The sequence below is a fragment of the Peribacillus sp. FSL P2-0133 genome (genome assembly GCF_037975445.1).
GTDB classification, from domain to species: domain Bacteria; phylum Bacillota; class Bacilli; order Bacillales; family DSM-1321; genus Peribacillus; species Peribacillus simplex_E.
The window spans coordinates 3099515-3122616 of record NZ_CP150254.1; the positions used below are offsets into that span (position 1 = coordinate 3099515).

General features: G+C 38.7%; 24 protein-coding genes and 1 pseudogene. 1 reads left to right on the forward strand and 24 read right to left on the reverse strand.

All coding sequences use genetic code 11. From position 1 onward, the window contains the following. Positions 1–37: 37 nt before the first annotated feature. Together MKY17_RS14780 and MKY17_RS14785 are read right to left on the reverse strand one after the other, a co-directional pair. Entirely contained in the window at positions 38–607 is a 570-nt protein-coding gene (locus MKY17_RS14780) for a histidine phosphatase family protein (protein WP_098369645.1), read from the reverse strand. A 27-nt stretch (positions 608–634) separates the two neighbouring features. Next, the gene (locus MKY17_RS14785; protein WP_339200138.1) at positions 635–979 is read right to left on the reverse strand and encodes a n-acetylglutamate synthase; all 345 of its coding nucleotides are present in this window, start codon (positions 977–979) and stop codon (positions 635–637) included. A 241-nt stretch (positions 980–1220) separates the two neighbouring features. On the opposite strand from MKY17_RS14785, the gene MKY17_RS14790 reads away from it, so the two are divergent. Further along, positions 1221–1742, forward strand: coding sequence for a DUF2179 domain-containing protein (locus MKY17_RS14790; protein ID WP_034306915.1), 522 nt, complete (start codon positions 1221–1223; stop codon positions 1740–1742). A 40-nt stretch (positions 1743–1782) separates the two neighbouring features. Here the strand turns inward: MKY17_RS14790 and MKY17_RS14795 are convergent. The 22 genes and pseudogenes from MKY17_RS14795 to MKY17_RS14900 all read right to left on the reverse strand — a co-directional run bounded on the left by MKY17_RS14795 (position 1783) and on the right by MKY17_RS14900 (position 23009). After that, positions 1783–2058: pseudogene (locus MKY17_RS14795) on the reverse strand (HNH endonuclease). A 15-nt stretch (positions 2059–2073) separates the two neighbouring features. Next, on the reverse strand, positions 2074–2478 hold the full coding sequence (locus MKY17_RS14800; protein ID WP_098369566.1) for a cytosolic protein: 405 nt from the start codon (positions 2476–2478) through the stop codon (positions 2074–2076). Positions 2479–2540: 62 nt separating this feature from the next. Then, positions 2541–3296 (reverse strand): exodeoxyribonuclease III, encoded by a 756-nt coding sequence (locus MKY17_RS14805; RefSeq protein WP_098369565.1) that lies wholly within the window; start codon positions 3294–3296, stop codon positions 2541–2543. Between the two features lie 75 nt (positions 3297–3371). Further along, on the reverse strand, positions 3372–4877 hold the full coding sequence (cls, locus tag MKY17_RS14810) for a cardiolipin synthase (protein ID WP_098369564.1): 1506 nt from the start codon (positions 4875–4877) through the stop codon (positions 3372–3374). A gap of 127 nt (positions 4878–5004) precedes the next feature. Next, positions 5005–6441 (reverse strand): glycogen synthase GlgA, encoded by a 1437-nt coding sequence (gene glgA, locus MKY17_RS14815; protein WP_339200139.1) that lies wholly within the window; start codon positions 6439–6441, stop codon positions 5005–5007. A gap of 16 nt (positions 6442–6457) precedes the next feature. Further along, positions 6458–7564 carry a glucose-1-phosphate adenylyltransferase subunit GlgD gene (glgD, locus tag MKY17_RS14820; protein ID WP_141994416.1) on the reverse strand — a complete coding sequence of 369 codons (1107 nt, stop codon included), beginning with the start codon at positions 7562–7564 and terminating at the stop codon, positions 6458–6460. 21 nt (positions 7565–7585) lie between these two features. Beyond that, the gene (locus tag MKY17_RS14825; protein WP_098369561.1) at positions 7586–8752 is read right to left on the reverse strand and encodes a glucose-1-phosphate adenylyltransferase; all 1167 of its coding nucleotides are present in this window, start codon (positions 8750–8752) and stop codon (positions 7586–7588) included. After that, the gene (glgB, locus tag MKY17_RS14830; protein ID WP_339200140.1) at positions 8752–10692 is read right to left on the reverse strand and encodes a 1,4-alpha-glucan branching protein GlgB; all 1941 of its coding nucleotides are present in this window, start codon (positions 10690–10692) and stop codon (positions 8752–8754) included. Before glgB ends, MKY17_RS14825 begins: the two co-directional genes overlap by 1 nt. Before the next feature lie 246 nt (positions 10693–10938). Next, complete coding sequence (locus tag MKY17_RS14835) at positions 10939–11952, reverse strand: glycoside hydrolase family 15 protein (protein ID WP_339200141.1); 1014 nt, start codon at positions 11950–11952, stop codon at positions 10939–10941. A 326-nt stretch (positions 11953–12278) separates the two neighbouring features. Continuing rightward, positions 12279–12605: an AzlD domain-containing protein gene (locus tag MKY17_RS14840; protein WP_339200142.1), complete on the reverse strand. Its 327-nt coding sequence runs from the start codon at positions 12603–12605 to the stop codon at positions 12279–12281. Continuing rightward, positions 12596–13336, reverse strand: coding sequence for an AzlC family ABC transporter permease (locus MKY17_RS14845; RefSeq protein ID WP_339200143.1), 741 nt, complete (start codon positions 13334–13336; stop codon positions 12596–12598). The genes MKY17_RS14840 and MKY17_RS14845 overlap by 10 nt, the downstream gene beginning before the upstream one ends. 30 nt (positions 13337–13366) lie before the next feature. Beyond that, the gene (locus MKY17_RS14850) at positions 13367–13885 is read right to left on the reverse strand and encodes a mismatch-specific DNA-glycosylase (protein ID WP_339200144.1); all 519 of its coding nucleotides are present in this window, start codon (positions 13883–13885) and stop codon (positions 13367–13369) included. A gap of 1173 nt (positions 13886–15058) precedes the next feature. Continuing rightward, complete coding sequence (locus MKY17_RS14855) at positions 15059–15958, reverse strand: sulfite exporter TauE/SafE family protein (protein WP_098369554.1); 900 nt, start codon at positions 15956–15958, stop codon at positions 15059–15061. A 153-nt stretch (positions 15959–16111) separates the two neighbouring features. Then, on the reverse strand, positions 16112–16744 hold the full coding sequence (locus tag MKY17_RS14860) for an NAD(P)-binding protein (RefSeq protein ID WP_098369553.1): 633 nt from the start codon (positions 16742–16744) through the stop codon (positions 16112–16114). Beyond that, entirely contained in the window at positions 16725–17486 is a 762-nt protein-coding gene (locus tag MKY17_RS14865) for a sirohydrochlorin chelatase (protein WP_098369552.1), read from the reverse strand. Before MKY17_RS14865 ends, MKY17_RS14860 begins: the two co-directional genes overlap by 20 nt. Further along, the gene (cobA, locus tag MKY17_RS14870; RefSeq protein ID WP_098369551.1) at positions 17486–18262 is read right to left on the reverse strand and encodes a uroporphyrinogen-III C-methyltransferase; all 777 of its coding nucleotides are present in this window, start codon (positions 18260–18262) and stop codon (positions 17486–17488) included. The genes MKY17_RS14865 and cobA overlap by 1 nt, the downstream gene beginning before the upstream one ends. Before the next feature lie 19 nt (positions 18263–18281). Then, on the reverse strand, positions 18282–18497 hold the full coding sequence (locus tag MKY17_RS14875; RefSeq protein ID WP_076369513.1) for a DUF3906 family protein: 216 nt from the start codon (positions 18495–18497) through the stop codon (positions 18282–18284). A gap of 20 nt (positions 18498–18517) precedes the next feature. Then, entirely contained in the window at positions 18518–20143 is a 1626-nt protein-coding gene (locus MKY17_RS14880) for a ferredoxin--nitrite reductase (RefSeq protein WP_098369550.1), read from the reverse strand. A gap of 16 nt (positions 20144–20159) precedes the next feature. Beyond that, the gene (gene cysC, locus MKY17_RS14885) at positions 20160–20759 is read right to left on the reverse strand and encodes an adenylyl-sulfate kinase (RefSeq protein ID WP_061463380.1); all 600 of its coding nucleotides are present in this window, start codon (positions 20757–20759) and stop codon (positions 20160–20162) included. A 43-nt stretch (positions 20760–20802) separates the two neighbouring features. Then, entirely contained in the window at positions 20803–21951 is a 1149-nt protein-coding gene (gene sat / locus MKY17_RS14890; RefSeq protein WP_141994425.1) for a sulfate adenylyltransferase, read from the reverse strand. A 29-nt stretch (positions 21952–21980) separates the two neighbouring features. Continuing rightward, positions 21981–22697, reverse strand: coding sequence for a phosphoadenylyl-sulfate reductase (locus MKY17_RS14895; RefSeq protein ID WP_098369548.1), 717 nt, complete (start codon positions 22695–22697; stop codon positions 21981–21983). A 168-nt stretch (positions 22698–22865) separates the two neighbouring features. Continuing rightward, positions 22866–23009 carry a YezD family protein gene (locus MKY17_RS14900; RefSeq protein WP_082527691.1) on the reverse strand — a complete coding sequence of 48 codons (144 nt, stop codon included), beginning with the start codon at positions 23007–23009 and terminating at the stop codon, positions 22866–22868. Between the last annotated feature and the right edge of the window lie 93 nt (positions 23010–23102).

The window sequence follows — 23102 nt, forward strand, 5'->3', positions numbered from 1 at the left end:
ACCATATCCTTTTTAACTATAACCAAGCTTAATAGGACTAAGATAAATGATTTACTTGATTGAAATCATTAATTATCCAAGAGTCGACTTCAAATCTAATCGTACTCAAACATGCATTGAACAATCGCATTTCGTTGGATACGATTGACTCGTTTGACATCAAGCGTAAAATAAAATGAATGACCGCTCCATGTGCAACAAGTATGACTTTCCTCTCAGGATACTCCTTCTGAATTTCCTGGAGTCCATTCATCAGCCTGTTTCGTAAAGATTTCTGATTTTCTTGACCAGGATATTCTTTATTCACGAATGCTGACTCCCTTTCAGCTGCTGTCATTCCTTCAGCGACGCCAAAATTCTTTTCAATGAATTCCATTTTTTCAATAACAGGGACTTCAATATAATGCGAAATGATATCTGCCGTTTCCCTTGCCCTTTTTAAAGGGCTTGAAATAATTACATCCCAATCATCTTTTGACAAAAATTCACCACATTGCCGTGCCTGTATCTTTCCGAGTTCATTTAAAGGAATATCAGTCTGCCCCTGCAGTTTCCCTAGTGCATTCCAATCTGTTTGACCATGCCGCACTAAACAAATAGTAGTAATTGTCCTCAAACCCCTCTAAGTAAATTGTTATTTCTTCACTTCTTCAATGATGGAATGTCCTTCAGTCTGTTCAAGATCTGACCATTTCCATTTTTCATGCAAACGTATCCTTCCATCCGGCAACATTTCAGGGGTGGAAAGACAGCAGCCTCCTCTAATTTCCCCTTTTTCATTGATATGATTATACCTGAATTCCAGAGTTCCATCCAGATTGACAAGCCCTATTAAAGTCCCTTTAACAATCTCTCCGCCCTGATAACTTGCTGAAAGAATTGAGCCTTCTTGTGAATAGTGGAAGGAAGTATTTCCTGACACTTCTCCATTTTCAGAATTGACTTTAGCTTTGAATATCCGACCATCATAATTAAACATCATCATTCCCCCATATAAATTAATAAGGATAATGATACCAAATTATTCAAAAAAAGAATATTGAAAAATCTTATGGGATTTTAATTCTGTGTCGATGGAAATGACACAAAAAATACATAATATTCCCCATTGAATTCCACTATTATATTGTGGTTAGATTATGGAAGATGTTACTTATGGAATGAACAATCCCCAAGTTGAAACGTCTAATTAAACTGGAAGATGTTGGTGAGGTGCTCAAGTGAAAGAAATACTTCTGATTCTACTATTACAACTTATTTATGTTCCGATTTACACGTTGCGAACCATTTTCTTAGTAAAAAATATTACCATACTTGCCTCGATACTTGGTATAGCAGAAATGTTAATATACGTTTTTGGTTTATCCCTAGTATTTGGCGGTGACCAAAGCATACTCGCCATGGTTGTATATGCAGTCGGTTTTGGAATCGGAATAATTTTTGGTACGAAAATTGAGCAAAAACTTGCCATCGGTTTTATTAATGTAACCGTTAATACTCAAACCAAAAATGAACATTTGGTAGACACACTGAGGAACAACGGATTTGGTGTAACTCTTTATACGGGCGAGGGCAGGGATAGCAACCGTTATCGTATGGAAATTTTGACAAAACGGAATCGGGAACAAGAATTGATAGCAACCGTTGAAAAGTTTGAACCTAAGGCTTTCATCATTTCATATGAACCACGTTATTTTAAAGGTGGATTTTTATTGGACCGGTTGAAAAATAAAGCAAGCTGAATGAAATGCAAAAGCCCATCTTTCAAGATGGGCTTTTGCATTATTTCGTTTTTGGTTTTCTGATCTTCACTGCCGTTATCGGTTGTTTTTTAATCCACTTTAAGTATTTTTTTATTCTTCATCATCTTTCAGCAATAGCACGGTATTCAGCTGGATGGCCAGCTCTCGGTTTGAATACAGGGCGTGAATCTGTTTGTGACAAGATTTACAGAGATAGGCAATGGGGTAAATGGCTGCCGCCTAATTCTCTAGGTGTTAAATGATGGATGGTCAGTTCTATCTCATCACTGTCACAAAGCTCACAAGTACCCTTCATCTCATTACTCGTCCATTATGGCTTTACGGATTTTCCTTCTTCAACAATATGAAACATCAAATGGGCAAGATGGTGTATTGGTCCATACTCTTCATTGTCATCATCTTCTTCATTCTCCACTTCCACTTCATCCATCCCTTGTAAATAAAGTGCCATGAACTCATAAAAATCATTTTTAGTAAAGGAGTAACAATCACTTGGATCCTGACTATCTTCTTCATACTGTAAAACTAGATGGGATAAATCACCCTCATCATCTTCAGCATCAAAAAAAACGAAATACCCGATATTTGTATCCAGTTCAAATAATCTGCGAAAACCGCGTGATGTTGATTTTTCAAACTCAGCCGACGTCAATTTTTGCACTTGCATGCTGTCTACATTATCTTCCTTATGAAAGCCCACGATAAATGTGTTCATAATCTAACCTCCTGTTGAATATGGATAACCATAGTATTCCCATTTAACCGGATTTATTCAATTTAGAGATTTGCTTCCAAGACAACAGGGCAATGATCGCTGCCCATGACATCGCAGTGAATGTTAGCCTCTAATAAGGAATCTGCCAAACGTTTTGAAACAATGAAATAATCGATTCTCCACCCGATATTCCGCTCTCTCACTTTAGCCATATATGACCACCAACTATAGGCACCTTCCCGGTCCGGATAAAAATAGCGAAAAGTATCGATAAATCCTGCATCAAGTAAATCAGTCATCTTTCCACGCTCTTCATTAGTGAAACCGGAATTCCCAATATTGGTTTTTGGGTTTTTTAAATCAAGCTCAGAATGCGCGACATTAAGGTCCCCACAAAAGATAACCGGCTTCACCAAGTCCAGTTCCTTAAGATAATTTATCATCCCATCTTCCCATTCGAGACGGTAGTTCAGCCTGGATAAATCCCTTTTTGCATTGGGTGTATAAACATTCACCATATAAAATTTCTCGAATTCCAGTGTTATGATCCTGCCTTCCGGCTCCTCGTTCAGCTCCCCTACCCCATATTTCACGGAAAGCGGTTTTTCCTTCGTGAAAATGGCTGTACCGGAATATCCTTTTTTCAATGCATAATTCCAATATTGATGGTACCCTTCCAACTCAAGTGAAATCTGCCCTTCTTGTAGCTTAGTTTCTTGAAGGCAAAAAATATCTGCATCCACATCTTTAAAGTAATCTAAAAATCCTTTTTTTACACAAGCCCTTATTCCATTCACATTCCAGGAAACCAATTTCATATTTTCTTTAATTCTCCTTATGGCCAATTAATTTCTTTACATTTCAACTATACTATTTATCTGCTTTTTTTCCCATTAGAGTACATTCGAAAACAATCTGGCAAATGATTCTTTTGAACGTTCCAGTAAACCACGCTTGTTATAAACGATAGAATCTAGTTTTTCACTATCCCCCATATCCTCTTTGTAATGAATGATGAGATCTGCAATGGAGCGGCTGCCCATAAGAAAGACATTGACTTCAAAATTCAGATGAAAACTTCTCATATCCATATTTGCCGTTCCTATGGAAGCCATATCACCATCAACGATAATAAGTTTCTGATGTAGAAAACCCTTTTTATACAAGTATACCTCTACACCGAATTGTAGCAGCTCCCCGAAATAGGAGCGACTCCCATATTGGGTTAAAAACCCATCATTTACTGCCGGAACCATAAGCCTGACTTGTATCCCCTTAATTGCGGCATGTTTAATGGCTGCTTTAATCGCTTGATTAGGTACGAAGTATGGACTTGCAATCCAGATTGATTCAGTCGCGTTTGTGATAAGTGAATAGTAATAATCACTCATGATTCCCTGTTGTGTATCAGGTCCGCTTGCTACCACCTGAACGGCTCCATCCCCTTGTTCCACTTTATTCTTGAATTCTGGACGATCTTGCAATACTTCTTCCCCGCTGACATATTCCCAATCCAAAAGGAAAACAGTATGAAGCATAAATACCGCTTCACCTTTAAGTACCATATGTGTATCTCTCCAAAAGCCAATGTTTTTATTTCGGCCCAAATATTCCTCTCCTACGTTTAAACCTCCAACAAAGCCAACTTCCCCATCTATGATGATGATTTTACGGTGATTCCTAAAATTAAACTTTTGATTAAAAAATCCGTGTTTCAGTGGCGAAAATGGATATGCTTTTATCCCGGCATTTTTCATTCGTTTAACTTCATTATTTGAAAGGCTTAAACTTCCGGCCGCATCAAAAATGAATAAAACTTCCACACCATTTTTTGCTTTTTCAATAAGTATATCTATAATTTCAGTACCAAGCCTGTCGGAACGAAAGATATAATATTCAATATGGATGAATTTCTCAGCTTTTTTTAACTGTTTTATGATTTCTGTAAACGTTTCATTACCATTTTTCAATACTTCCGTTTGCGATGATGTACTAATGATGGTCTCAGAAGCATTTTTGGCAAAAGCTGCAAATGATTGCTGATGATTATTCAAGAACGATAAATCTGGAGATGATACCTGTGTGACAAGACTCTTCCATTCTTCACGATCTTTTTTCCTTTTAGTTCGAAATAAATACCCCTTTAAATAGAGCTGACCTGAGAATAGATAAAATACATATCCAAATACCGGGAAAAACAAAAGCACATACATCCACAAAAGGGTCTCGTGGGCAAATCTATTTTCAAGCATGAGTGAAAATATGGTAATAAACATGACTAAAATATATAATCCAATAAAAAATAGCCTCACGTCGAAGCTAACTTGAGTGAATAGGATCATATAGACTGAAGCAATTAAAATAAATAAAAATACAAATTCCATTCTTCTTCTTTTCATCTTTTCATTCTCCTACACAGCAATATTATATATATATCTATACATATACCCATATTTGATGGTAAAAGAAACAAAACACTTACGAAAAAAATATTCGCAAGTGCTTTGTGTATTACCTATCCAATTATCACTTCATGACAGGAATCAAACTTTCATACAGCTCAATATACTTTAAGGAAGATGATGTCCAACTGAAGTCTAACTTCATTGCACTTTCGGCCATTTTCCTCCATCTTTTCGACTGGAATTTGTACAGACCAACAGATTGCTCAATTGTATGAAGCATATCGTGTGCATTATAATTCGTAAAACTAAAGCCATTGCCTTCACCAGTAAATTGATTATACGGTATGACCGTATCCCGAAGTCCGCCAGTTTCCCTCACTAAAGGCAGAGTACCATAACGCAACGCCAAAAGCTGGCCGATACCACATGGTTCGAATTGTGACGGCATCAGGAATAAATCAGAACCTGCATATATCCGTCTTGCTAAACCCTCATCAAAATATGTATTGACTGAAACCTGATTTGGATATTGGTCAGCTAAATGGCAGAATGCCGATTCATATTGCTCATCACCCGTACCTAAAAGAATGAATTGAACTCCTTGCTTCATCATTTCATGAAAAACATGGAGAATAAGATCAATTCCTTTTTGATCAACAAGCCTGGTTACCATGGATATAACCGGGACCCCATCATTTACAGGAAGATCCAGCGATTCCTGTAGCTGACGCTTATTCTCCATCTTACCCTCATAGGAATCGAATGGAACAGCAAGATATTCATCTGCCGCCGGATTATATTCCTCATAATCGATTCCGTTGATAATCCCTTTAAGGTCACCATTTCTCTTGCGTAAAAACCCATCCAGATTTTCCCCGAAATAAGGACTTTGAATTTCGTCCGCATAACTTGGGCTTACAGTTGTGACAATGTTAGAAAAAGCTAGGCCGCCTTTCAAATAACTTACATTTCCATGAAATTCAAGACCATCGATATTAAAATATAACTCACTCAAATCGAGTAATTCAGCTAAAACAGCTTTAGGATAAACTCCTTGATAGCGTAAATTATGTATAGTAAATATCGTTTTAATATCCTGATAGAATGGATGGTTACTATAGTGAGCTTTCAGCAAAACACTGACAAGGCCCGTTTGCCAATCATGACAGTGTATGACATCCGGCTTTTCTTCTAAATAGGGTAAAGCCTCTAAAATTGCACGGGAAAAGAAGGCGAACCTTTCGCCATCATCAAAGAAACCATAACTACCATGTCTTTTGAAATAATATTCATTATCCAGAAAATAATATGTAATTCCATTAGCAACAAGTTTTTCGATGCCACAGAATTGCTGGCGCCAACCAACAGGAACTTCAATACTCGTCATATGTTCCAATTCCTGTTTGATTTGGTTAGGAAGATCCCCATATTTAGGAAGGATGACACTTACATGGACTCCCTGTTTTTTCAGCGCTTTCGGGAGCGCGCCTATAACGTCTCCGAGCCCTCCCGTTTTTATAAAGGGGGCGCATTCTGAAGCAGCAAATACAACATTCATTGCCGCACCTCCTCTATTAAATTACTTCCGCTTTTTTTATTACAGTAGGCTGTTTTAATCCAATAACTGATTTTTCACTAGTAATTCTCACTTCTTTATCAGTTATGACATTTTCAACGATGGCTCCTTCTTCAATCACGCCTTTTTGCATGATGATGCTATTTTTTATAATCGCACCCTTTTTCACCTTTACCCCACGGAATAGTATACTGTTTTCGACAGTCCCTTCAATATCACAACCGTTGGCTATCAATGAATTGGTAACCTTCGAAGAACTTGAATATTTGGTCGGTGCCTCATGTTTGATTTTTGTATAAACATCCCAAGTATCCCCGAAGAAAGAACGGATTACCGAAGGGTTCAGGAAATTCATATTACTGGAATGAAAGCTTTCAATGGAATGGATGAATGGCATATCTCCAGTAAAATTATAGCCTTTAACTGTAAAGCGATGAAGATTTGCTTTCACAGCGTCTTTCAAAAAGTCATATTCCCCACTGGCAACACAGCTTTTGATCAAGTTCACCAATAGAGTTTTACTTATGATGAAGGTTTCTAGACAAACATGGTCACCTGGTCTAGGGATGGTATAAAAGCTAATGTCAGTAATGTCTTCATCCGTATTTACCGAGCAAGTGTGATAGATTGGTTTTTCAATCAATTCCCCTACATAATCCTTATATACGACCGTGATATCCGCTTTTTGTTTTTTGTGATAATCAAGCACTTCATTAAAATCCAATTTGCATACATGGCTTCCAGGGGAAATGATTACAGTATCTGCCTCTGCACGTTCGAAAAATTTAAGATGATCATAAAATTGTTTCATATCACCTGTTACAGTTTCATCCGGATGGATAGGGGGCAAGATGTATAAGCCTCCTGAACGCCGAGCCAAGTTCCATTCTTTACCTGAGCCAAGATGATCCATAACAGAAAGATACTTTTCTTTTGGAAAAACGGCTACTTTTGATACATCTGCATTAATGAGATTCGACATCGTAAAGTCAATCAATCGGTAGCGTCCACCAAATGGCACAGATGCTACATTTCGGTGAGCAGTCAGATCTTTTAAATGTTGTCTTTCATTGATTAAGTTAATAATACCCAACACATTTTCCATAGCATCTTCCCCTTTTTCTAGTTAAGAGTGAGTGATCTTTTTTTTGTTTGGATTGATAATGGTCTGATTTTCACCAATTAAGGTAATATCGGATGTAATCGCTGAATTGCCAACTATGGCTCCATCTTCTATAACACAATTGCTGGCTATGATGCTTCTTTCTATATGAACGTTTTCACCAATCGTGACATTAGGCATGATGACTGAATCTTTTATGGTTGACCCATAGCCAACCTGAACATTATAGGATAAAACCGAATGTTCAATTTTCCCATGTATCATGCACCCTTCATTGATAAGCGACTGACTGACCTCGGCATCCGGTGATATATATTGCGGCGGATGATTTGCATTGCGGGCAAAAATTTTCCATTGCTGATCATCCAACTGGAAATTTGGCGTATCTTCCAATAAGTCCATATGTGCCTGCCAAAGGCTTTCGACCGTTCCGACATCTTTCCAATAATCATTAAAACGATAGGCATATAGCTTTTTTCGGTCTTCAAGCATCTTTGGAATGATGTTGCTGCCGAAATCATTGGAAGAATTTTCATCCTTTTCATCATTTATTAAATACTTTCTTAGGGTTTTCCACTTGAAAAGGTAAACTCCCATTGAAGCGAGATTACTCTTTGGATACTTTGGTTTTTCATCGAATTGAGTGATTTTATCATCATCATTGGTATTCATGATCCCGAAACGACTTGCTTCCTGCCACGGCACTTGAATGACAGCTATGGTTGCCTCTGCATTTTTTTCGATGTGATAATCCAGCATCTTACTGTAATCCATCTTATAAATATGGTCACCGGAGAGAATCAGTACATGTTCCGGATCATAGTTATCAATATATTGGATATTTTGATAAACAGCGTTTGCCGTCCCTTTATACCATTCACCGCCTTCTTTCCCTTGATAAGGGGGAAGTACGGAAACTCCGCCAACATCCAGATCAAGGTCCCAAGCTTTGCCATTACCAACATAATCATTTAGAATCAATGGCTGGTATTGGGTCAGTACCCCAACCGTATCAATACCAGAATGAGTGCAGTTACTTAATGGAAAATCGATGATTCTATATTTACCGCCAAAGGGAACAGCTGGTTTTGCCAAACCGATTGTCAATTCACCTAACCTTGAACCCTGGCCTCCTGCCAATAACATTGCTATCCATTTTTTCGCTCCCATTATTCGTTCACTCTCCCCCGTCTTTTTTTTGTTTGCTTCATAAAAATAGAAATGCCTAATGGAGGTACTGTTATTTCCATGCTGAATGGTTGATTATGGTATGGTTCCTTTTTGACATTAATGGGTTCTTCATTGATCTGACCAGATCCTCCGAAAGCTGCTGAATCACTGCTGAAAACCTCTATATATTTACCCTGGGATGGTACGCCTATTTGATATTGAGCATGAGCCTGCGCAGAAAAATTACAGACAACAATGCAATAATCGCCTTTGCGTTTGCCTTTTCTCATAAAGGTAATGATACTCTGTTTACTATTGTTCGGATCTATCCACTCAAATCCCTCCTGGACATGATCCAGTCTCCAAAGGGAGGATGATTGCCTATAAAAATCCTGAAGGGTACGGAAGTAATAGGCCAGATTTTCGTGAGATTCATATTCCAAAAGAAGCCAATCCAATTGTTCCTCATCTTTCCATTCTATGAACTGGCCAAATTCACCGCCCATAAATAGAAGCTTCTTTCCTGGATGAGTCATGAAATACCCAAAGAGTAACCGTAAATTAGCGAATTTCTGCCAATAGTCGCCTGGCATCTTATTCAATAAAGACTTCTTGCCATGAACCACTTCATCATGTGAAAAGGGCAAGACGAAATTTTCTGAAAAAGCATAGAAAAATGAAAAAGTTAAGAGACTATGATGATTTGGCCTTTCCCCCGTTTCAAGTTTCATATAACGAAGGATATCGTTAGTCCATCCCATATTCCATTTGTAATTAAAGCCTAGGCCGCCTATATCGGTAGGAGAAGTTATAAGTGGCCGGTCTGTTGCTTCTTCAGCCATCATTAATGCACTGGGATATTTCTTGAAAACCACTTCGTTAAGTTTTTGCAAAAATTGTATGGCTTCCAGGTTTTCCTCTCCGCCAAACTGGTTTTTCAGCTTGACCGGCAATGGATTATCATGATTTAAGTAAACCATTGACGATACCGCATCGACACGGATCCCATCAATATGGTATTCATCCATCCAAAACATTACATTTGATATGAGGAAACTGATTACTTCTGGTTTGGTAAAATCAAAGTTGTATGTCCCCCATAACGGGCGATCTGCTCTAGTATGATCAATTGGTTCATAGAGAGGCGTACCATCGAAACGGGAAAGTCCATGCGCGTCTTTACAAAAATGGGCGGGAACCCAGTCAAGAATTACACCAATGCCCTTTTGGTGGCAAAGGTTTATTAAATATTTAAAATCTTCAGGTAAGCCGTAACGACTGGTTACAGAATAATAGCCCGTGACCTGGTATCCCCACGATTTATCAAATGGGTGTTCCATTATGGCCATGATTTCAATATGTGTAAAACTATTATCAATCACATAATCAATCAATCTATCAGCCAATTCACGGTACGAATAAAATTCGCCATCTTCTTTCTGTTTCCATGTTCCTGGGTGCACTTCATAAATGGACATGGGTTTATGATAAATATTTTCCTTTTTCCTATCGGCTATCCACTTCGAATCTTGCCATTCAAAATTATCCAGCCTTTTAATGACCGAGGCTGTATTTGGTCTGACTTCCGAATAAAAAGCATATGGATCGGCTTTTAGGATTCGTTTATTTCCAGGTGTATGTATTTCGTATTTATAGAGTTCCCCTTCTTGTAGTCCTGGTACGAACAACACCCAGATACCTGATCGCTCGATCCGTTTCATCGCATGATCTTTTCCGTCCCAATTATTAAAATTACCGACTACTGAAACTTGCTTGGCATGGGGGGCCCAAACGGCGAAGCGTACTCCTTCTTTACCTAATGATGTTACAATGTGTGCCCCAAGCATTTTATAGCTTTCATAAAGGGTGCCTTCATGAAACAAATACAAATCAAATTCGCTTGGATAAATCTCTTGCAGCTGGTCAATAATTGTACTCAATAAAACCCCTCCATCAGTATTAACTCGATAGTATTTTACCCATCCTTCCCCAGTTATTATATATATTCGATGAAAATGATATTAATCCTTCAAATGGAGGTGAAGTTATTGTTATAAATAGCCGTTTTTTTGTAAATTAAAACATTTTTTTAAAGAAAATAGACATTTTTTGTAAAAAAATCATTATACCAATAAAAGCTCCCCCTATTTTTTGGAAAGAGCTTTAAGGTATCATGTATGAATGCTTCATGTTATTTGTTCAGTTCGATTCACGGAAGTCTTCGTCAAAAATAAATAGGATAATGAGACTGACCATGCCAAAGGAGTATTCTTGTTTGGAATATTACTGCCTCCTATATATAATTCGGGTACTTCCCAGTTTTCCGGTATGATCATTTTCGTTTTATCTATATATTCCTTAACTTTGTTCATCATTCCAAGTTCAAGGTAGCATAAGCCCAACCACGGAAGCCCGAAACACCATTCCGCTTCTTGACCGTCATTATAATAAAGGTCCTTTTCATATCTTATACAACCATTTGTTCTTTCAAGGCGCTCTGTGACATTTTTCAATATTTTAAGTGCTATTTCACGGTCTACCAACCGATACGGATAAATTAAGGATAAAAGTGCTAAATCCGTCTCTTTTGAATAACTTTCCCTTGGAAGCAAGAAACGTAGAGTTTCTTCTCCCTTTTTAATCAGTTCTTCCTTGACGTTGACCAGCATTTTTACTGAATTCAAACCAGCAACACATGCACCTATGCTTGAAGCGTGGATTTCTATATTTTCTTCCCACATCCCGTTATCTTCCGACTGCCAATATTGCAGGCATTCCAAGTAATTGACCAACTTTTGAACAATTTGTAAATCACGTTGATTTCTCATCACCTTTTTACCCTGCCTATATCCTTCACCAACACCCCATAAAAAGGCACCTATCGCATCATTTTGGGCATGGCCCCACTCATCGGGCAGTTCTTTAAGCTCAGTGGAATACCTTGCATGGATATGTTCAAATAGAAACTGGGGTTTCTGTTCCGTATGAATATCTATCTTCCACTCATAGGATTGAAATAAGTCGAATAAAGCATGATATGCTTTCTCGTAACGATTGGATGGATCATTTAAAAAAGGCAATACTGTATAAACGACATCCCTTATCCAGACAAAATTATAATCATCGGAAACGCTTGCAGTATATGCGCCATTAGGAAGCCGCATGCGATCAATAACCTCTAGTGCACCATTTACATTCATTAATTAAGCACCTCCATAATAATTTGCTTATTCCCATTGTTGACAGACTCTCATTTTCTAAACGTTTGTTGTTTCATTTTCAATTAGAAGCGCTTTCAATTCAGCTAACCAACACAATTTTTCAGAAGTACATTCACCTTAGTTTATGTAATCACTGCCCTTTTTGATAATCAAGCTTCCAATGTTCATTAAAAAGCGTCATTTGCCTAACTGAAACCAACTCAAAAAGCTACCGGTCATGACATATGTTCTTTGGAAAATAAAAACCCAGTAATGGCAATCCATTACTGGTTATATCGGCCTATCATTTAAATGTTTAGTATTTATTAAAAGAAAAATCGTAATATCATCAAGGAAAGCACGCCAATCATAACCGTACCCAATAGACTTCTCGTAAAAATGGCAACCAGGAAAGCTGGTAAAGCTGCGACCAAATTCAACGCATTATCCTTAATTGAAAAGACCTGTTCCGATAATAGAAGTTCTTGAGCCAACAACGCCGCCAGTACTGCCACTGGGACATGCTTTAGCCAATCGATGCCCCACTTTGGAATCTCCATTTTACTAAGCAGTATCAAAGGAACGACTCTAGGTATGAAAGTTACAATCGAAATCCCTACAATGACAGCAAGGATATATCCGCTTATTTCCACCTGCCAATCACCATCCCTATCGTTGAAGCAACAACAGTTGCCACTATGACGCCAGTACTGCCAGGAAAGAAGAAACTTACTGCAACAACGATTAATATGCTGCTAAAAGCGACTGCAATATCAATAAAAAAGTCCTTTTTACTTAATATTTGCAAAACTAAAAGGCCGATAAACATCGCTGGCAGGGCGAAGTCCATCCCATATTTTTCGGGATTTGGAATCCATTGGCCAAAGAAACCGCCGGCCATATTTGCAATGAACCAATTTAAATAGGCTGCAAGATTCAGGCCTAACATCCATTGAAAATCAAGTTGTTTCCTCTTCTGTGCCGTTGTGACGGCCACTCCAAACGTTTCATCAGTTAATAAAGCTCCGGTTACCAGGTTTTGTTTCAAACTTTGCTGCCTGAAATATGGAGCCAATGCAGCACTAAGTAATAGATGACGGCTGTTAACAAAAAAAATCGTGAAAATTATGGCCGATACTGGATGACTTGCAGCTATCATCCCCGCAGCTATGAATTGACCAGACCCTGCATAGAGTAAAAGCGACATAAGTGCCACTTCAATCATACTTAATCCTGACGTTTTTTCGACGACCCCTGCAGCAAAACCGATACTTAGGTATCCCAATAATGTCGGAATGCAATCTCTTACTCCTTGCCAAAAGCCTTCCCCATCATTGACCTCGGAAAATCCACCGCTTTTCCATTCAGCACTATCCTGACTCATATAATTCCACCCTTGTTTTAATTAGTTCCTTCAATTACTTTTCAGCTTGCCAAGCAGAATTGGCAACTCACTATATATTTCGATGATCTCTTCTATCGGCATTCTAACTAAACCGCTGGAAGAAGGGGCAACGAATTCAATGGTCTCATTCAATGAAGGCTCTTCTTGCAGACCCCAAGAGATTTTTCGTAATTGACGATATTCCTGATAGACACCCTTGCCTACAAAACAGACGAGTTTAGGTTTATACTTTTCTATTTTCCTTTTTAATTGCTTCCTTCCTTTTATGTACTCTTCTTTAGTGATTTCGTCCGCACCCTTTGTAGGCCTGGAAACAATATTGGTAAAACCATAACCTAAATCCAATAAAGACGAGTCTTCAGTTGGTTCATATTTCCTTGGTGTCAACCCGGACTCGAAGAGGATTTTCCAAAAGCGATTGTTTGGATTCGCATAATGATGGCCAGTCTCGCCTGAACGAATGCTTGGGTTGAAACCTACGAACAAAATATCCAAATTTTCTTTTAAATGATCAGAGATGCCTTCCATATTAAAACTCCTTTTAAAATTTGCTATTTAATCATTGTACAAAACTGAAATATATTTAACTACCTTTTCCGTCATTTTCACAACTTTTATTCAAAAACTTAAAACGTTTTGAAAAGAATGAACGATGATAGCTAAATAATATGGGTGAAAACATGACAAATTGAATATTAAAAAACCTATTGCTCCTAAAAAATGCCGTTCATAACTCTTCACGGGACACACTTCCAGAAATTATTTATAAAAGGTTTTTTACAGTTTACAAATGCCGCGGTTGCAGTTAGTGAACCGGTAAAAAAACATATACAAAAATATCAAAGAATATTTCTTAAATGCAATGGAATTGATAACCGATCTCTCCCCATTCCCCTTCAATGGAATTATTAAGAAAAATGAATATCCTCTGAATGCCAAAATCTATACTTACCAGGACAACCCGGCATAAAGCAAAAACCTGCATGCCTTTAATCAAAGCTTGCAGGGATTCAAAATTAAAAGATATCTCAATCTTCATGTAATCACCGTCGGAAACGGCAGCCAGCTAATGGACATTAAAGCATGTAGCTGTTAGCATCCAATTTTCATGTAAGAAAGAGTTCATTCATTTCACTGGGGAACCTAGAGAAAGTGAAAGTGCTACGGGGAGGGTTACTTTGGAAGCAATGGCATGCGAAAGACCCGTTATTTCTTGTGGAAATCTCTGATATTTTGGACGGTGAATAAGCCTCCATCAACCAAGTGCCGGTGTTCAAAAAGGCAGGGATTTAAATTCGATAGTAAAAAAAATATAATACCGCTTATTATATTATATGAAAGTACAATTCAATCATTTGAACTTAAAGCAGGCCATAAATTAATGGTTCTGCTGCTGTTCTATAATTATTCAAAACACTCACGATGGCTGAATTTATTAATGGGGATACAATTGATTCTTTGTTAGGAGAATAGACTGGGGGCTTAAATCTCACGATAATAAAGACAGTTAAAAAAATGGGGCCAGAAAATAAATGAAACTATTAAATAGGATCAAGAACCTTTATTAAAACAGCAACAACTTTAAAGGGGGAATCCAATTTGGCAAATGACTTTACTCGTAGGTATTTATGTACCTACGAGTTTTTAAGTTGCGTTTCTGAATATGCTTTTGTGTATATTCGCTTCTTTCAAGCTCGGGAATCAGGAAACATTCTGCCGTTGTTCGATATGATCATGTTTTCTCGCATTGGACATCTTATTGATGGTAAGAAGAATTCCAGAAAGCCATATAATCACGATGCCTGTATAGATATATATATGGGCTTCAACCGGAATCCATGTAGCTAATAATGTTCTTACATTGATTAAGATAATGAAACCACCCACTAAAACACCCATTAATTGAGCAGGAAGCATCCTGACGAGCCAGGCTGCAATTGGTGCGGCAACCACTCCACCAATTATCAACGCTACGACCCAAAGCCAATTGACAGCTTCCCATCCGAGCGAAATGATAAAACCAAGACTTCCGAAGAAAGCAATGGCAAATTCACTCGTATCTACAGTCCCTACGGCTTTTCTCGCCGTCATGCCTTTTTTTGACAATAAAACGGGCGTTGCAATCGGTCCCCAACCGCCTCCTCCTGTTGCATCACAAAAGCCTGCAAAAAGGCCTAACGGAATGGATTGTTTTGCGGTCAATGGCTTTACGATTTCATTTTCCTTCGACGGTTTAAAAATAAATAAAAAGCGGAATAAAACGTATACACCTAGGCCAAATAAAAATATGGCAATATACGGTTTAGCTAATTCGGCTGGCAGGTTGCTCAGGAAACATGCACCTACAAATGCACCAACTGAACCTGGAATGATCAAGCGATAGACCATATTTTTATCCACGTTCCCAAACTTTATATGTGAAGCTCCGGATACTGCTGTGGTCACTACTTCCGATAAATGAACGGATGCTGATGCTACTGCAGGGGCGATCCCGAATGTCAGCAATAAGGACGTGGAACTCACTCCATACCCCATTCCAAGCGAACCATCGATTAATTGGGCTAAAAACCCGATAAAGGCCAAAACGATTAACTTTTTCATGACATTCCCCTTTTTTCATTAAAATAGAACCTATATAACATCACCCGATGGAACCGTTTGCCTTTAAAAATCATTTAGATTTCCATTAAGACACAAAGAGGCACCTAACCAAAATGAAATGACATGTTGGTTAGGTGCCTTCAGTTTTTCTGATCAGCCCAATGATATATTTTCTTCGGTTTCTACTGGTAAAAGCCTAGCTAAAAAACGATATCTTTCTTTCAGGGAATATTTATAAATATCCTCTATTGAATCTTTCAGTAACTTAGATTTTTCCTCTTTTGAAAATGAACCATTTTTTATAATCATCCTTGCTTCAAAAAGGAATTCAAGATATTCTTCATATGATTCATCATATACTTTACCTAGATCATTCCGAATTTTTTTTGCGAGTGTTGGGCTTGCTCCATTGGTAGAAACACTTATGGAAAGCATGCCTCTATTCAATGTCGCCGGTATATGAAAATTACCCAGCTCATGATTACTGATTACGTTCACCAACTGACTTTTGGATGCATTCTCGTACACTCGTTCATTAACTTCAGTCGAATTTGTTGCAACGATGATTAAAAACGCATCTTTATAGTCAGTTTCTTCCACTTCTTTAAGTAAAACTTGAATTTTACCTTCTTTCTCCAACAGTTGAAAACCTGTGCAAATCTCGGGGCTTACGACGGTCACTTCAGCACCAGCTTCCAATAATGGGCCCGCTTTAAAGTAACCTATTTTACCACCGCCGATGATGATACACTTTCTGTTCTCAATATTAAGCGTAATTGGATACATAAGCTCCCCCCCCACTCACTTCATGAATTCGTTCCGATATGGCTTGTTCAATCTTTGGGTGATAACCTAGATATCGGCAAAGTATGAATTTCTGCTTACCCTTTTTTTGAATCTTTTTTATTCCATTTTCGATGGACTGCATTAAGAGACCGGTAAACAATAGGTAAGGAATGATAAATACTAAGTTTGGTCGAGATTCCTCTGCGAATTCCAATGCTTCTCCAAAGCTTGGTGTAGCAGCTGTCAAATAACACTCTTGCACACGGATTTTTGGAAACCTGTTCCTTAGCAAATCGGCCAATCGAGACAAATCCCTTTTCACGTCGGGATCACTGCTGCCCCTTCCAACCAATAAAACTAAGGAATCCTCCGTAACCCTTACATTTGTTTCCTCCAACCGTTCCACTAAAATGTCAACCATTTTATCACTGACACCAATTGGCCTTCCGTATTTCAAGTCAATGGCTGGGTACCGTTCTTTCATTTTGTTCAATATGACTGGAATATCATGTTTTGCATGTACAGCTGTTAGCAATAGAACTGGAATGGCAATGATTCTCGTCGCACCTTTTTGTACACATCGTTCGTACGCCTCTTCAATCGTAGGAGTTTCCAATTCCAAGAAGCAATACTCCTGAATGGAATTTGGCTGTGCTTGCATACAAACTTTAATAAAATCAATGGCTTGGGCTGAAGCTTCTTTAACACGGCTGCCATGGCAAATATATAAAATGGCTTCCATTAAAATGCCTCATTCGCCAACAAATTTTCGGTTTGTTTTCCTTCAAACCATTTGATTTTTTCTCGTAAATTAACGACATCGCCCACGACTATCATACAAGGATTCGCAATCTGTTCGTTATTGGCCGTTTCCACTACATTAGCCAAAGTACTGACAGCTGTTTTTTGCGTTTTTAATGTCCCCCAATGAATAAGGGCTACAGGAGTCTCTGGACTTTTTCCATGCTCCAAAAGTTTTCCTTGAATATATGGCAGGTTTTTAACACCCATGTAAATGGCTAATGTATCGATTCCTTTTGCAAGGGATTCCCACTTGATATTGTCCTCTTCATCCTTTTTCCGATGACCGGTAATAATTGCAAAAGATGAAGCATGGTCCCTATGTGTAACTGGAATTCCCGCATAAGCTGTAGCGGCGATACCAGCCGTAATTCCTGGAACGATTTCAAAGCTCACGCCACTTTTGGCAAGGGCTTCCGCTTCCTCCCCGCCTCTCCCAAAGACGAATGGATCGCCGCCTTTCAAACGGGTGACTATTTTTCCCTTTTTTGCATATTTGACCAGGAACCGATTGATGGTATCCTGCTGCAATAAATGATAATCCGGCAGTTTACCGCAATTAATCAGCTCTACACCGTCTTTTGCATGATTCAAAAGTTCTTTATTGACAAGTCGATCATATAAAATGACATCAGCTTCTTGAATGCATTTTAATCCTTTTAATGTAATTAAATCTGGATCTCCGGGACCGGCTCCTACTAGATATACTTTCCCCATTTATGCAACCTGCCTTCCCTTAGAGAATCGTTTCGAATTCCGATAAAACGAAACCTGCTCCATTTTTAATTTTCTTTTTTTCATATAATGAGATGTCATCCACTTCAGGCATTTTCAAAAAATGTTTTTCCAGCTCGATATCAACAAGTTCAAACGCCTTTTCATCCGAATCGGCAACAATGATGACATGGATTGGTTTTTCCTTGATAGTGACTTCGAAACGGTATAGATTCATGGATTGCTTACCTTCCCCTATTAAACGGCCACTTCCGTTAATATATCATCAAGCTTACTTTGTAACTGCGATATCCCTACCCTTTCCACAAAATCAAGAAAGGTTTCTGATAGAAGTTTTGTTTCTTTGAAAAATAGGATCAGTTCTTTCAGAACATGATAGAGCTGTTCAGCTTCCACTTTTCCTTTAAGTTTTTCATTGAACTTACCGCCTTCATTCAGCGTTCCTCCGACGTATATCTCAAAAGCTTCGACCATCTTTTTGTCCTGGTTTTTCATTTTTATGCCTTGAAGCCCTATTTCAGCGATGGCTCTTTGACCGCAATTATTCGGACAACCGACCATATGCATCCTTACAGGTACATCGAGATCTATTTCCTTGTCCAATGATTCAGATATGGTCCTCATTCGTTTTTTTGTTTCAACGAGTGCCAGGTTACAATACTCGATGCCTGTACAAGAAACGGAATAACCAATGAATTTTTTTGGTTGATATGGAAATCTTTCAAAGATGGATTCCTGTTTTAATTCCTCAAGTTTTGCATCCGGCACATTTGGAATGATTAGATTTTGAGAATTACAGTTTCGGATTTCACCATTTCCATATCTCTTCGCAAGTTCGGCAAACTCAATCACTTCGTCTGGATTTAGACGACCAACTGGTATATTGACTCCAACATAATTCAGACCATCTTGCTTTTGTTTATGGATGCCGTAGAAATAGCCTGCATTCCATCCCTTCACCGCACTTTCACCCTTTTCAGGAAGCGGACCGGTGTACTCCAGCAATTTTTCCTTGAATTGTTCAGGACCCCAATCAGCGACAAGGAATTTCAAACGCGAGCGATGACGTTTTTCACGGTACCCAAAGTCACGGAATATCGTCGTGATGGCGGCCGCTACTTCGACTGTTTTTTCAGGTAAAATGAATAAGTCAAGTTCTTCTGCCAGCATCGGAACGGAGGATAGCCCACCGCCTACTTTCACGTGAAAACCAACTTCCGTTACTCCATCAATTACTTTAGTGGCTGGATTGAATGAAACACAGTTGATTTCAGCATTTGAAGCATTATGGATATTAGCACTAATGGACATTTTATATTTCCTAGGAAGGTTCGAATAGTCTTCGTTAAGGCGGAAATACTCAAATACATCATAAAGTACTTCGCGTGTATCAAAAAGTTCGTCAGGATCGATGCCTGCCAATGCATTACCGATGATATTACGTGTGATATCACCACATGCACCGGCCGTAGTCAGTCCAACCTTTTCCAAACGGTTTAAGATATCCGGGACTTGTTCGATGGTCAACCAGTGGAATTGAATGGCTTGACGGGTTGTAATATCATATACATCCCTCCCATAATCTTTAGCGATGTTAGCTAGAGTTATCTGTTGATCATAAGTCAGGATACCTCCGGGAATAACGACACGCATCATCCAGTAACCAGCTTCTTTTGGCCGTTGCAGGTATAGACCTGCCCACTTGAACATATCCCAATTCTCTTTAGGGATGGAATCAAAACCATTTGCAGCGTAATGTGGAATATCATCGAATATCTTCAATCCGTCTTTTTCCAATTTCCAGATTTCCGTTTTATTTTTAGCGATTAGTGGATTTTCCGACCAAAATTTCTCGTAAACCATTACATTTCCTCCTTGATTAGATCGCTTTCTTTGCTGTCAAATAGCCGATTACCTGTTCAACGCACTCTTCAATGCTATATTGGTCGGATTCTAAAATGATTTCCGGTTGTTCTGGTTCTTCGTAAGGAGAGTCGATTCCGGTAAAATCTTTAATGATTCCTTTACGCGCCTTGTCATAAAGACCTTTTGGATCACGCACTTCGCACTCTTCGATCGGACACTTTATGTATACTTCAATAAACTCCCCTTCTTCGAGTAAATCACGTACAATCTGCCGATCTGCCCTGAATGGGGATATGAAGGCGGTCAATACGAACTGCCCACTATCCACGAATAACTTAGAAACCTCACCGATCCGCCTAATATTCTCGGTTCGATCCTCTTCAGAAAAACCTAAATCTTTGTTTAAACCGTGGCGGATATTATCACCATCCAAAACATAACTTCGAATATTCCGATTATATAACTCTTTAGCGACCGCGTTAGCAATCGTTGATTTTCCGGATCCCGAGAGCCCTGTAAACCATAGAACTGTGCTTTCATGCCCGTTTTGCTTCCGGCGGAGCTCCTTGGTCAATGACGTTTCATGCCAAGTGACATTCGTACTTTTACTCATATAATAATCCCCCTCTTCATGTGATCCTTCAATTTATGTCCAATCAGTTAAAAACTTCATTCTTTTTTAGACCTTCGATCAACACCTCGATGACCTCTTTACGGCTAAAGGTAGCTGGAGGAATTTCTCCATTACGCAACATTTCCCTAACCTTCGTTCCAGACAGGATGACATGGTCTTCCTTCCCGTGCGGACAAGTTTTAGCGGAAGCCATATTGCCACATGCTTTACAGTAAAAACTATGTTCAAAGAATAATAACGTGATCCCTAACTCATCGGCGTTAAAATTCCCAAAGATTTTTTGAGCATCATATGTGCCATAATAATCGCCCACACCCGCATGATCACGTCCGACGATAAAATGGGTGCAACCATAATTTTTACGGACCATCGCATGGAAAATGGCTTCTCTAGGTCCTGCATAACGCATGGCAGCAGGGAAAACTGCAAGAGAGACGCGATCCTTAGGATAATATTTTTCAAGCAGCACTTTATAACTTTCCATTCTTACATCTGCCGGAATGTCATCGGATTTAGTGGCACCTACGAGAGGATTTAAGAATAAGCCGTCGACAATCTCCAATGCTGTCTTTTGAATGTATTCATGTGCACGGTGAACAGGGTTCCTCGTTTGGAAACCAACAACCGTTTCCCATCCTTTTTCAGCAAAAGCTTTCCTTGTCTCGACCGGGTCCAGATAATTAGCTTGAAATAGCGGACGCTCTATTCTCTTAATCAACTTTATTTCCCCGCCGACATATACATCACCGCGGTTATATAAATTTTTCACTCCGGGATGCTTCTCATCATCCGTTTGATATACTAATGTCGCTTCCAATTGCTTATCCGGAGTGTAAATATCGGAAACGGTGAGAACCCCGTATGTTTCACCTTCATGAGTCAACTTTACTTCTTCACCTATAGTAAGGGTTTCTGCAGTTTCTTCGGTCAAAGGCAGCGTAATCGGGATGCTCCATACATGCCCGCTGCTAAGCCTCATATCCTTGACCACTGCCTCATAGTCACTTTTTGTAAAGAATCCTTTAATCGGACTGTAGGCACCAGTGCCTATCAATTCAAGATCACTTAAAGCAATTTCATCGATTTCGATTGATTTTGTTAATTTACTAAAATCATATTTTGGTTCCCAAAGATCAATTAATGTTCCTCCGTGCGGTAAACTGATTGTCATGCTAAATTCCCCCTATGGTTTCTATTTATTTATGATAAATGCAATCCGCATTCCGTTTTTTGGGCTCCTTGCCAACGGCCTGAGCGTAAATCATCTGCATTGAATGCAGGTGCTGTACACGTTTTACATCCAATGCTCGGATATCCATTATCATGCAGGATATTATATGGAAGTCCGTTTTTGTGGGCGTAGCGCCAAACATCTTTCCATGTCCAATGTATGAGTGGACATACTTTAACTGACTTGAACTTATTATCCTTATTGATATACTCGGTTAAAGCCCTTGTTTCGGATTGCTCCCTCCGCAGTCCCGAAAGCCAGGCTGTTGCCGTTGAAAGCACATCGGTAAGCGGTATGATTTTACGGATGTTACAACACTTATTGGAATCACTAAGCCATAATTCATCCCCATATTCCGCTGCTTGCTCCTCAAGCGTCAAGGCGGGTTTCTTCATTTCGATCAAAAGCTTTGGATAGCGCTTTTTCACTTGCTCGATCAATTGGTAAGTCTCCTCAAAATGAACATCTGTATCAAGGAAAACAATTTTTGCCGAAGGGTTGACCTTCGCCAATAAATCCGTAAGCACGATGCCTTCAATACCAAAACTGCAAGCATAAATCAGTTTGCTTCCATAATGGTCATTCGCCCATTGCAGAACTTCCAAAGCACCTTTTGTTTCACTGTCTTCAGGAAATACGGGGAATTCCCCTGTATTGAAATTTTCATAGTTTATTAATCCAGCCAACTTTGTAGCCCCCTCTAAAAACTTGCTGTATCAGGTTAGAGTAACTGTTGATCAATACCCGTTTAAACTTCCCCAGTTTATTTGATTCTAGGAAAAAGAGACGAATCTAACCAATACTCTCTTTATATCAGTTAAACCCGCCTCTAGTTTTTCTAGTCAGCAGATACCTTATTTAATTCTTAATTTTTCATTTCTTTCCATTTGAATGATTTTACCATCCTGGACAATAAGTGTAATGGATCCATATTTCATTGATTTAAGCATTTCTTGAAGTCGTTCAAATATTTCTTCAAGCTGATTCTCTTTTTCCAAACCAGTTCCTCCTTTAAGAAAATCCGCGAATATTTTATTTTCAACGCTGATTAAAAAAATTTCTTAGATTTATATAATTCCATACAACCTTAC

Excerpts from the sequence above, each read along its gene's own strand:
- MKY17_RS14875 (WP_076369513.1), bottom strand. The coding sequence starts at position 18,497 with ATGAATCTATACCGTTTCGAAGTCACTATCAAGGAAAAACCAATCCAT.
- MKY17_RS14880 (WP_098369550.1), bottom strand. The coding sequence starts at position 20,143 with ATGGTTTACGAGAAATTTTGGTCGGAAAATCCACTAATCGCTAAAAAT.
- MKY17_RS14855 (WP_098369554.1), bottom strand. The coding sequence starts at position 15,958 with ATGAAAAAGTTAATCGTTTTGGCCTTTATCGGGTTTTTAGCCCAATTA.
- MKY17_RS14850 (WP_339200144.1), bottom strand. The coding sequence starts at position 13,885 with ATGGAAGGCATCTCTGATCATTTAAAAGAAAATTTGGATATTTTGTTC.
- MKY17_RS14860 (WP_098369553.1), bottom strand. The coding sequence starts at position 16,744 with ATGTATCCAATTACGCTTAATATTGAGAACAGAAAGTGTATCATCATC.
- cysC (WP_061463380.1), bottom strand. The coding sequence starts at position 20,759 with ATGAGTAAAAGTACGAATGTCACTTGGCATGAAACGTCATTGACCAAG.
- glgD (WP_141994416.1), bottom strand. The coding sequence starts at position 7,564 with ATGGAAAATGTGTTGGGTATTATTAACTTAATCAATGAAAGACAACAT.
- glgA (WP_339200139.1), bottom strand. The coding sequence starts at position 6,441 with ATGAATGTTGTATTTGCTGCTTCAGAATGCGCCCCCTTTATAAAAACG.
- sat (WP_141994425.1), bottom strand. The coding sequence starts at position 21,951 with ATGACAATCAGTTTACCGCACGGAGGAACATTAATTGATCTTTGGGAA.
- MKY17_RS14785 (WP_339200138.1), bottom strand. The coding sequence starts at position 979 with ATGTTTAATTATGATGGTCGGATATTCAAAGCTAAAGTCAATTCTGAA.
- MKY17_RS14800 (WP_098369566.1), bottom strand. The coding sequence starts at position 2,478 with ATGAACACATTTATCGTGGGCTTTCATAAGGAAGATAATGTAGACAGC.
- MKY17_RS14835 (WP_339200141.1), bottom strand. The coding sequence starts at position 11,952 with ATGAATGTAAATGGTGCACTAGAGGTTATTGATCGCATGCGGCTTCCT.
- cls (WP_098369564.1), bottom strand. The coding sequence starts at position 4,877 with ATGAAAAGAAGAAGAATGGAATTTGTATTTTTATTTATTTTAATTGCT.
- MKY17_RS14825 (WP_098369561.1), bottom strand. The coding sequence starts at position 8,752 with ATGGGAGCGAAAAAATGGATAGCAATGTTATTGGCAGGAGGCCAGGGT.
- MKY17_RS14865 (WP_098369552.1), bottom strand. The coding sequence starts at position 17,486 with ATGGAAGCCATTTTATATATTTGCCATGGCAGCCGTGTTAAAGAAGCT.
- MKY17_RS14845 (WP_339200143.1), bottom strand. The coding sequence starts at position 13,336 with ATGAGTCAGGATAGTGCTGAATGGAAAAGCGGTGGATTTTCCGAGGTC.
- MKY17_RS14805 (WP_098369565.1), bottom strand. The coding sequence starts at position 3,296 with ATGAAATTGGTTTCCTGGAATGTGAATGGAATAAGGGCTTGTGTAAAA.
- cobA (WP_098369551.1), bottom strand. The coding sequence starts at position 18,262 with ATGGGGAAAGTATATCTAGTAGGAGCCGGTCCCGGAGATCCAGATTTA.